This window comes from Acetobacter sp. DmW_043, from assembly GCF_002153485.1.
GTDB lineage: Bacteria > Pseudomonadota > Alphaproteobacteria > Acetobacterales > Acetobacteraceae > Acetobacter > Acetobacter thailandicus.
On sequence record NZ_JOMN01000037.1, the window covers coordinates 1 to 8,533 of the forward strand.

Genomic DNA, 8,533 nt, shown 5'->3' on the forward strand with positions numbered 1-8,533 from the left:
TCCAGATCGACAAAGCGATCAATTGAACGCAAAAGGTGGCCAGCTGGCACATGATCTTCAAGGCGGAACTTGTAGAACAGTCCCTCCTGTATTTTCGTTCGATCACCCATCATTTGCAGGTTCCTCCTGCAAAGAGTGAATCAGTGCTTCACTCTCAAAGCAAGCGCGACTTTTTCAACACTATCCCCCCAAACCAGCCGTTGGCGCTTCGGGGGAATGGGAGCAGTTCGCTGAGACGTGCGACTGGATGTCTGTCGATCATGCGTGCCAGCACATCGCGTAGCCAGGCAAATGGCTCGATCCCTTTGAGCTTGGCCGTTTCGACCAGGGACGCCACGATGGCCCACCGGTTGGCGCCGCCCTCGCTGCCTGCGAACAAAGCATTCTTACGCCCGAGCGTGACAGGTCGAATGACCCGCTCCACCGGATTGGTGTCGAGATCTATGCGCCCGTCCTCGACAAACCGCGCAGATCGTCCCAGCGTTTCAACGCGTGCGGATCGCCTCTGCCAGTCTGGCGCTAGAGGACAACAAAGCTTCCGTGGCAATCGGTGATCCGGTCTAGCTCGTAGAACTTGCAGCGGGTGTGCGCCCAGCAGGCTGCCAGATGAACCTTTCTGTCCTGTGTCAGCTGCTTAAACCCGGCATAGCCGTCGACTTGCAGAATGCCGTTGTAGCCCTTCAAATGGCGCGTCGGCCAGGAGGACGTGCGATCCGGTGTCACATAAAATACCAGGACTGGCACGGCCGTACCGCCAAAGGGGCGGTCGTCGCGTATGTAGGCCCAGAGCCGCCCGGTTTTAGTCCGGCCTCGTCCTGGATCAAGGATGGACAGCGGGGTGTCGTCCGCGAAGACCCGTTCTCCGGCACAGATATGGTTCATCAGCTGATCGCGCAGCGTATCACCTCCGAACGCTCACGACGAAAGCACAGTCCTTCTCCACTGGTGGTGTGTGGTTCCTCTTTTTGATGCCCAGGAAAACGAAGGGGTTGGTCCCTTCCATCCCATAAAGAGGAGTGGTACGCCGGACACTATGTCGGCTGCCTCGTCTCTTCCTGCTTTTAAAGGACAGACATCATGACATTGCTTTCTTCCGTATCCCGGGCCGATCGGCTTGAGCGCTTTCGTGCACGCACCGGTTATATGCAGGTATCCTCACTTCGCATTCGGCTTGTAAGCTGGATCCCGTGCAAACCACTCCTGTTTTTTATGGATGGCAGTCTTTTCGATTTTGTCGTTCAGGACATTCGCTGGACACCTTTGAGTCTTTTTACAATTCAGACCTTCCATCGCACCCTGGAACTGCACCACATCGGCTCCGGGAAAATCTGTTTTGCGGAGCCGCTGGTGTTACCGCAGGAAGGAGCAGATGCCCCTCAGGCCGTTGCGGGATACAACCTGCATTTCCTGCGTCGCTGGCTCATACCCGGCGATACAGCTCTCGCTTTACCCAATCTGTGCCTTTATCGCAGTGCGAGCGAATTCTGGCCTGATCTGATGTTCCATACACCGATGAGTCTGGTGCTGCATGCGGCTGTGAAGAACCTTTATGAAGGACTTGAGCCTGAAGATCTGATCGGTCTTTCAGCGGCAGATCGGGACTGGATGCTGCTGTCTGCGTTGCTTCGGTTGCTGAATCCCATCGATCTGTTGGGTCTTTCTTCTTCGACTGACGTCGGGCCTGCCCCTGTCATCAATGGCCTGGCAGTCGATCCTTCCTGGTTCGCGACCGACTGTGCCCCCGGCTACGACCTGCGGGCCAGTCTCACTCAGCTGGGGCTTTGTGACGATCCCGCTTCTCTGTCGCACAACGACTGACAGCCGCCGCTCAGGCGCCGCTTTTCAAAATCCTTCAATTTCCCCCGTTCCTCAATACCCTATCGGTCATCGGGCGCTGCAAAGTGTGCCGATGCCGATCAGTGTCTGCTGGAACGGGACCAGTAAGGTTCTTGCCTCATGACTACCCAACATTTTTCTCCCTCTGATTCTGGGTTTGACCGGCTTGTCGATGTCTGGCTGCAAATGCACGACGTGCTGCTACCGGCTCTTCTGGCCGCACGGGATCACGGTCTTGCCAGCACGATGCCCTTCGGCCGCCCGCTGGACGGTCATGTGTTGCTGCTCCGGCAGCTTTTGCGGGGCTTTGAAAAAGGACTTCAGGAGGTGGCTGACCGGTCACCTCTGTGCTGAACCTGACCAGACCAACACATTTTTCCATCAACACTTAGCCTCGATCTGCCCTCAGGCGAGCGGGGCGCAAAGGATCTTTGACAATGAGACAATTTTCTTCACGCACCCGGATGCACGGATATGCATCCCGCCGGCCCCACCACACCTCAATGTGGGACGCGACCCCGCAGGACCTGCGCGTCATGGCAGACCTGACCGAGAAACTGGGCGCACCTCCGGTTTCACCAATGATGCAGTATTGCGGCCCGCGTGCACATCATTTGGCTCAGCTTGCCCGAAATGCCGGAGACTGGGGGCGCTTATTGAGGGCACTGGCATGTCGCTACCCCCGCTTGCCCGAAGGCAGCCACGTCGCTTCTGACGGCACCGAGCTGGAGTCAAACCCTGAACGTATCGTCTGGGAGACCCTCAGGCGCCTGCAACCCAACAACCTTGATCTGTGCTGTCATCCTTTTCTCGAAGAAAGACGGTTTCTGCGTAGCGATTTTGGGATCTGCGCTCCGGGTGATGACACGCCTCTGGTTTATCTCGAAGTCATGGGCATGCTGGGATCAGATCGCGAATGCCAGACGGATGTCGAGGAGCATTCCCTGGAACGTCTGGCGCTTAAGGAACGCTGGTTCAGTGAACCGGATCGCCCTCTGCTACGTATCATCTGGCTCGATATGATGGCGCATCCCGACTGGCTGGCTGCCATTTGCGAAGAGGCATTCCAGGCGGCTTATGCCCGGATGACAATGAGAGCGCGCGCGCGGTGATAGATGGATTTCCGCGTCAAATTCATACAACCAGGAACATACTTATATGACGAACGCCAACATCTTTAGCGACCAAGATCGGGTCAGTTCGGTCAAAGCGTGTCGTTTATCGCAACTCTCACGCACAGGATGTTTCAGCTCGGACCTGCCATAGCTTTACTTCGACTTCTGCAAGACAAAGGCAAAGGATGCTAAAAACAATGAGCCCGCCTCGTTTTTGAAGCGGGCTCATTGTTAATGCGTTTCGTCGTGTTTGGTGACCGAAATTTTTATGGTCGCATCTTCTGGCGAGGTATTGGAAAGAGTGTTCTCCACCCGCGTTGCCCGCCAGAATGAGTTGAGACGCGAACGGATCTGCTCAAAATCGATATTTTTCTTTTCCGCGACCTGTCGCCTTATTCCGTGTCAACCACAGTGTGGAGGACAAAACGGTGTTCGGCAGCTTTCCAGATCCAGATCGGAACTTTCATGCCCGGTCCTGCAAAAATGAGGTCCCGGACACCGGCATGACGGCTTTCCAGGGTTGCGATGCCGGCAGCCGAATTATGCCATAAAACGCGATGACCTTTGTCGAGGACCGTGTATTGCGCACCGTCGCCGCCAAAGCAGGAAGAGTCTTCCTCAATCACCACACTGACCGTCCCCAGAGTTCCACCGACATCCAGAAGTAGGATTTTGGGCGTGACTGACGTATCGCACATGTCACGATAGCCTTCTCCTGCTCGCTTGAGGTCGGGAGTAGCTTTGAGGACTTCAGTGTCTGAGGGCGTGACAGGACGCGCCTGTTCACTCGTACGCCAGTGAGCCTGCGTAATGGCTTCTTTGTCGCTTTGTGCGTAAGCCGAAGGCAGAAAGATGGCCATTGTCAGGGGGACTAAGAGGAAGCGTCTCATGAGATAAACGATCCGATCATTGGCAGCTCGTGGAGGCGGTAAAAGGACTGGAGTTATTCTCAGCCCTAGAAAAGACCACTTCCCGTTTTAACAGCAGATGAGTTCATGGTGTGGTGCCAGACCACATTACCGTTGAAGAGCACCGTCAAGGTCTTTTCCGTACCGTGAGTGCCTTGATGCAGGTCTCCGTAGAGCGGAACGAAATTGGCGGCATCAGACGAGGCGTTGGAGAACGAATAACGCCACTGCTCATGTCCACTGTCAGTAAAGGTACTTTCGCGAGGATCCCCGAACTGAGTGCGGATCTGTTCTTTCGTGGTCACGCCATCCTGAATTTTCTGGTCGATGGAGGCTGCTGTTTCGTTCTTGAGGGCTTCATTGCCTTCCGAGGCACAGCCTGTCAGGGCGAGCAGCCCCGTAAGAGATAAGGCAGCAAGAGTTTGGAGTTTAGACATGAGAGATCCTATCCGTTCTGCGCAAGAGAACAGTTCCGTGAAAGACAGTCTCTGAGACTGATCAGCAATTGAGAGGCACCGTTTGTTCAGTCCAGAGCGTATTGCTGTCGCCTTAGCCGGGCGACCTTGCGTTGCTTTAAAAATTCAGCGCGAAGACAGACCCAGCTTACCGTTCCGACACCAAAGGCGATCAGGGGATGCCATAACAGGCCCATCAGCACGCCACAGACCACACAGATGCCAATACCCATCCAGGTCGCATATCTGAGCATTTGAAGCGTCTCGGCCTCTTCTGCGCCATATTTTTCGAGATACTTCGCCAAAGAAGCCGCCTTCTGTGTGTCAGCGACGTTCCCATTTTCAGAGATGTCATCAAATGATGTCATGGCCAGTCCTCTTCGTCTCTGATCAACGATCAAAAAGTATCATTGTGATTACAGACACTGCGCTCATGATGAACATCGGTGGGAAGACGTCTCTCTCGCAAAGCCAGTCCAGAGCCTGCAGAGAACCCCTGACACCTACGATGATAAGGCCGACCCCGACGAGCAGGAGAGCGCTAAGCAGCAGCACCTTAGCTGTACTCTGCCTGGCCTGGGGCGATAACCGCTCCGGTGACAGGAGCCTGCCATTTTGCATTAGGGGGATCGGATAGACAGATCATGGCCAGCTCCTCGAAATCAGGGTGCAGACCATTCTGCAGCACCTGTTCGTCGTAACTGGCATGAGTAAACTACGGATTTTCGACTTATGTCAATACGGAAATACGCATATTTTTGTGATCGGTATTCCGCTGCGTTCTACGCAGCTTAGATACGAGGTATGCCACCAGCCCAGACAACCTCACCGAGCAGGCGGAAGCAATTTAAATCCTCAGATGCAACGTCCTGAGGTGGATAGCGATGATTGTCCGCGATGACGCGCATCCCTCCACCCAGTCGTGGATCAAGGCGGCGAATTAAGACGACGCCTGCACTTTCAAGGGCATAAAGTGCGCTGCCCGACACCGTCGTGACGCTTCGGTCCACGATGACGAGATCACCCGATGACAGCGTCGGCTCCATCGCATCTCCCGCATTGCTGATGAGGCAGAGAGACGTGAGGTCTCTATGGATAACGCTCTGCAACCAGTCGCGACCGATGCGCAGACCGTCTTCATGATGGTCATGCCAGGGCACAATGATCTGGCGGGTCGAAGTCGTCTGGACCTCTGTTGCGTCCGGGAGTGAACCACTTGCTGCACCATAGGCGATCCAGTCCAGAGACACGCCGCAAACCCGAGCCAGAGATGCCAGGGCAGAGAACTTCATCTCTCCGCCATTCATGTAATCTCTTAATGTCGTATACGGCACACCTGCTGCTTTGGCGGCATGAGTAATGCCAATACTCTGCGCTGCTTCGCGGAGGCGTTCGCCGCGCTCACGCATCAGGCGGATCTGGTCATCCATGAGTTTATGCTTTCGCCTGGAATATCGGGGCACGCGGAGGATCCTCATTGAAGAATGAGGTATTTGTACGATATTCCGCTTGATATATAATACGTAAAGTCGTACATATTAAGCTCGAAATGTTGCGTGGCCCGTGACTGGTCATGGTCAGATCCTCGCATGAAACCGACATTTTGTCGAAGGGATTGTCATGCCTGAAGATTCACTGTTGCCACCCCCCTCTCAGGACGGTCTCGAAGAGCTTCATGCTGGTCTGCACGATGTCCTTCGTCTGATCGAGATCGAGCATACTCTGCTCAAAGGGCGGCTCGAAAGTCTGCGGGCGGATACAGAAGGTGCACGACTGCTTGAAGGCGTGATGGTGCTCGGGGCTGTGTTGCAACAACGGATGGGATATTTGCTTCAGCTTTGTAGGGGCGTCGGAAAATTGTGACGAATCAGCCCGTTGGATACAGTGCATCAAACCTCTAAACCGTATACGGTAATCTCCTCTAAAACATTACTATGTCATTCGAGGAAGAACGGTAGTCGTGCCGTTTTGTGGCTGTAAAGCAGGATCGGTACGGTGCGCTGTCATATAGCGACCTGGAGAATTACCGAGCATTTTGCGGAACATACTAACGAAACTGGGTACACTCTCGTAGCCGAGCTCAGACGCTACTTGCTGGATCGAGGAGCCTCCGGCTAATTGTTTTACAGCCAGCATGATAGCTAACTGCTGACGCCACCGACCGAAACTCATGCCAGTCTCTTTGATTGTCAGCCGCTCCAGGCTTCGCGTGCTCATTGCTACCTCTTTTGCCCAGAACTTCAGCGTCCTGCGCTCGCCTGGAGACTCCATTATGCGATCAACGATCCGGCGTAATCGTAGATCTTCAGGCATAGACAAATGGAGATTGTCACTCTCAGCTGCACTGAATTCGTCGAGAAGAACGGTTAATAATCGTGATTCAGCGCCACCTTCCTTATAAAAGGCAGGGAGGTGAGCGGCACGGATCAGTAATTCCCGAAGCAGGGGTGTTACCGAGATAACGCAACTTCGACTGGGCAAGCAAGCGTCAATGTCTGGATCGATAAAGGCACAGTACCCTTCTATCATGCCGGTAGCCTTGATGGCGTGCAATGTGGCACCCGGAATCCATACAGCTCTGCGTGGCGGCACAATCCACAGACTACCATCCATTTCGCAGCTTAGTACGCCGCGCTGCACCAGCAAGATTTGTCCTTTACGATGATAGTGCGCATCAAGCTCTAATTTTGTGATGTCCATAACGAGTCCGAATGTCACTATGGGACGATCGATATCATCCGGTTCGATCCACTCGTTTTCTTTATGAGGGCAGTTCAGAATTGGCATTGTCGTAATCGGATAATAATCTGTCATAATGTCTTAATGACGTCATCTAGTAACTTTCCTACTCTTCTGAATGAGTTTCGTCGAGCCCTCGTTGAGACCGGACAGAAAAAAGAGAAGTTACCACCATGAACACATTAACAGTCTCGGGCGTCGCCCAAGTCTTGAATATTCTGCATAAGGAAGCAGAGGTCATAGGCCAAGATCACATCGCAGCTAATATCGGTCAGATTAACGTAGAGGATAACAACCTAGTACATACGTCCCCACGTTGGCTTGCCGATGAAGAAACAATATCTCAGACAATCTATCAAGATTATTCGCTGAATTTATCGACTATTTCACAGGTCTATGGCCGCTTCCTCTACATGATCGCACGGAATTGTTGGGCCAAGAGGATCGTCGAATTTGGTACATCTACGGGAATCTCGACGATTTATTTCGCCGCCGCATTACGCGATAATGGTGGCGGCCAACTAATTAGCAGCGAGCTCGAACCGGCCAATGCAGCACGAACACGCACTAACATTGAAGCTGCTGGCTTAGCTGATCTGGTGGAGATCCGTGAAGGTGACACAATCAATACGCTGCGGGATGTGGGAAGTGATGTAGATATTCTTTTGCTCAATGGTGCTTGCCCCCTCTATCTCCCCGTTCTTAGATTCGTCGAACCGTTCATGAACCGAGGAGCTGCAATAATGGGGAGAAATGCTTTTGATCCAGCCTATCTTGACTACGTGCGTGACCCGTTGAATGGCTATTTTTCTCAGCCTCTTGAAATCGATAACGGATGCGCTAGCGAATTTGCGATAAGGACCTTATGAAGATGACTTCATGATCCAAAAAGGCTCTTCCATCAAAATGCGGAATGTGAGCCTCTGCAAACTATAAATAGTGTTGATGTAGCACCACAGCTGCGATTCATTTTGCTCTCTAATTTTTCATATATATAATGTTTTCAGGAAGGCTCGAATTTCAGGTGATTTACGTCGCGAAAGACCCTCTAGCACTACAGTTGCAATTCGTTTTCCGGGTCGGAAAGATGAAGAATTCAGGGGCTGTCTCGACGTAGACTGCCTGAAATTCGAGCCGTCCGGAACGCATTGGAATCATGAACAATTAGAGAACAAAGCGAATTGCAACTGTAGCGCCAGGCTCAGGACCTATTAATTCATTGAACTGAGCGAGAGATTGTGATTCACAGGCTTACCGATGGAGGATGAGCCTGTGAATGATGTATTTTTACAGTCTGAGAGCCAGATGGAGCGGATTGGGCCATTTTTTCCTCTGGCGCACGGCGTGCCCCGCGTGGATGACCTGTGTGTTCTGAGCGGGATCGTTTATGTGATCCGCAACGGGCTTCAGTGGAAAGATGGACTTGTAACGGTTTTGTGCCGGTATGTAATTTCTTTTACGCGGCTTTGGCCTCGAAAGC

At 52.9% G+C, this 8,533-nt stretch carries 13 protein-coding genes; 6 read left to right on the forward strand and 7 right to left on the reverse strand.

All coding sequences use genetic code 11. From position 1 onward, the window contains the following. Positions 1–154: 154 nt before the first annotated feature. Together HK11_RS12610 and HK11_RS12615 are read right to left on the reverse strand one after the other, a co-directional pair. On the reverse strand, positions 155–424 hold the full coding sequence (locus tag HK11_RS12610; RefSeq protein ID WP_233133430.1) for a transposase domain-containing protein: 270 nt from the start codon (positions 422–424) through the stop codon (positions 155–157). Between the two features lie 95 nt (positions 425–519). Then, positions 520–882, reverse strand: a complete 363-nt coding sequence (locus HK11_RS12615; RefSeq protein WP_233133425.1) for an IS66 family transposase — start codon at positions 880–882, stop codon at positions 520–522. 195 nt (positions 883–1,077) lie between these two features. On the opposite strand from HK11_RS12615, the gene HK11_RS10075 reads away from it, so the two are divergent. The 3 genes from HK11_RS10075 to HK11_RS10085 all read left to right on the forward strand — a co-directional run bounded on the left by HK11_RS10075 (position 1,078) and on the right by HK11_RS10085 (position 2,948). Beyond that, a complete protein-coding gene (locus HK11_RS10075; RefSeq protein ID WP_086555220.1) occupies positions 1,078–1,818 on the forward strand; it encodes a hypothetical protein in 741 nt (246 codons plus the stop codon). 138 nt (positions 1,819–1,956) lie between these two features. Next, positions 1,957–2,190, forward strand: coding sequence for a hypothetical protein (locus tag HK11_RS10080; protein WP_086555221.1), 234 nt, complete (start codon positions 1,957–1,959; stop codon positions 2,188–2,190). Positions 2,191–2,273: 83 nt separating this feature from the next. Next, positions 2,274–2,948 carry a hypothetical protein gene (locus HK11_RS10085; RefSeq protein WP_143216388.1) on the forward strand — a complete coding sequence of 225 codons (675 nt, stop codon included), beginning with the start codon at positions 2,274–2,276 and terminating at the stop codon, positions 2,946–2,948. Between the two features lie 395 nt (positions 2,949–3,343). Here HK11_RS10085 and HK11_RS10090 read toward each other — a convergent pair whose 3' ends face one another. The 4 genes from HK11_RS10090 to HK11_RS10110 all read right to left on the reverse strand — a co-directional run bounded on the left by HK11_RS10090 (position 3,344) and on the right by HK11_RS10110 (position 5,744). Next, positions 3,344–3,841 carry a hypothetical protein gene (locus tag HK11_RS10090; protein ID WP_086555223.1) on the reverse strand — a complete coding sequence of 166 codons (498 nt, stop codon included), beginning with the start codon at positions 3,839–3,841 and terminating at the stop codon, positions 3,344–3,346. Between the two features lie 65 nt (positions 3,842–3,906). Then, positions 3,907–4,296 (reverse strand): hypothetical protein, encoded by a 390-nt coding sequence (locus tag HK11_RS10095; protein WP_086555224.1) that lies wholly within the window; start codon positions 4,294–4,296, stop codon positions 3,907–3,909. Between the two features lie 86 nt (positions 4,297–4,382). Next, the gene (locus HK11_RS10100) at positions 4,383–4,682 is read right to left on the reverse strand and encodes a hypothetical protein (protein WP_086555225.1); all 300 of its coding nucleotides are present in this window, start codon (positions 4,680–4,682) and stop codon (positions 4,383–4,385) included. 423 nt (positions 4,683–5,105) lie between these two features. Beyond that, complete coding sequence (locus HK11_RS10110) at positions 5,106–5,744, reverse strand: LexA family transcriptional regulator (protein WP_086555227.1); 639 nt, start codon at positions 5,742–5,744, stop codon at positions 5,106–5,108. A gap of 190 nt (positions 5,745–5,934) precedes the next feature. Between HK11_RS10110 and HK11_RS10115 the strand changes: the two genes are divergently transcribed. After that, positions 5,935–6,177: a hypothetical protein gene (locus HK11_RS10115; protein WP_086555228.1), complete on the forward strand. Its 243-nt coding sequence runs from the start codon at positions 5,935–5,937 to the stop codon at positions 6,175–6,177. A gap of 69 nt (positions 6,178–6,246) precedes the next feature. Here the strand turns inward: HK11_RS10115 and HK11_RS10120 are convergent, their stop codons facing one another. Then, a complete protein-coding gene (locus HK11_RS10120; protein WP_233133427.1) occupies positions 6,247–7,128 on the reverse strand; it encodes a helix-turn-helix domain-containing protein in 882 nt (293 codons plus the stop codon). A gap of 98 nt (positions 7,129–7,226) precedes the next feature. Between HK11_RS10120 and HK11_RS10125 the strand changes: the two genes are divergently transcribed. Both HK11_RS10125 and HK11_RS12620 read left to right on the forward strand, forming a co-directional pair. Continuing rightward, positions 7,227–7,922 carry an O-methyltransferase gene (locus HK11_RS10125; protein WP_086555230.1) on the forward strand — a complete coding sequence of 232 codons (696 nt, stop codon included), beginning with the start codon at positions 7,227–7,229 and terminating at the stop codon, positions 7,920–7,922. Positions 7,923–8,358: 436 nt separating this feature from the next. Next, the coding region (locus HK11_RS12620; RefSeq protein ID WP_369822951.1) for a transposase at positions 8,359–8,533 on the forward strand (175 nt) is incomplete at its 3' end.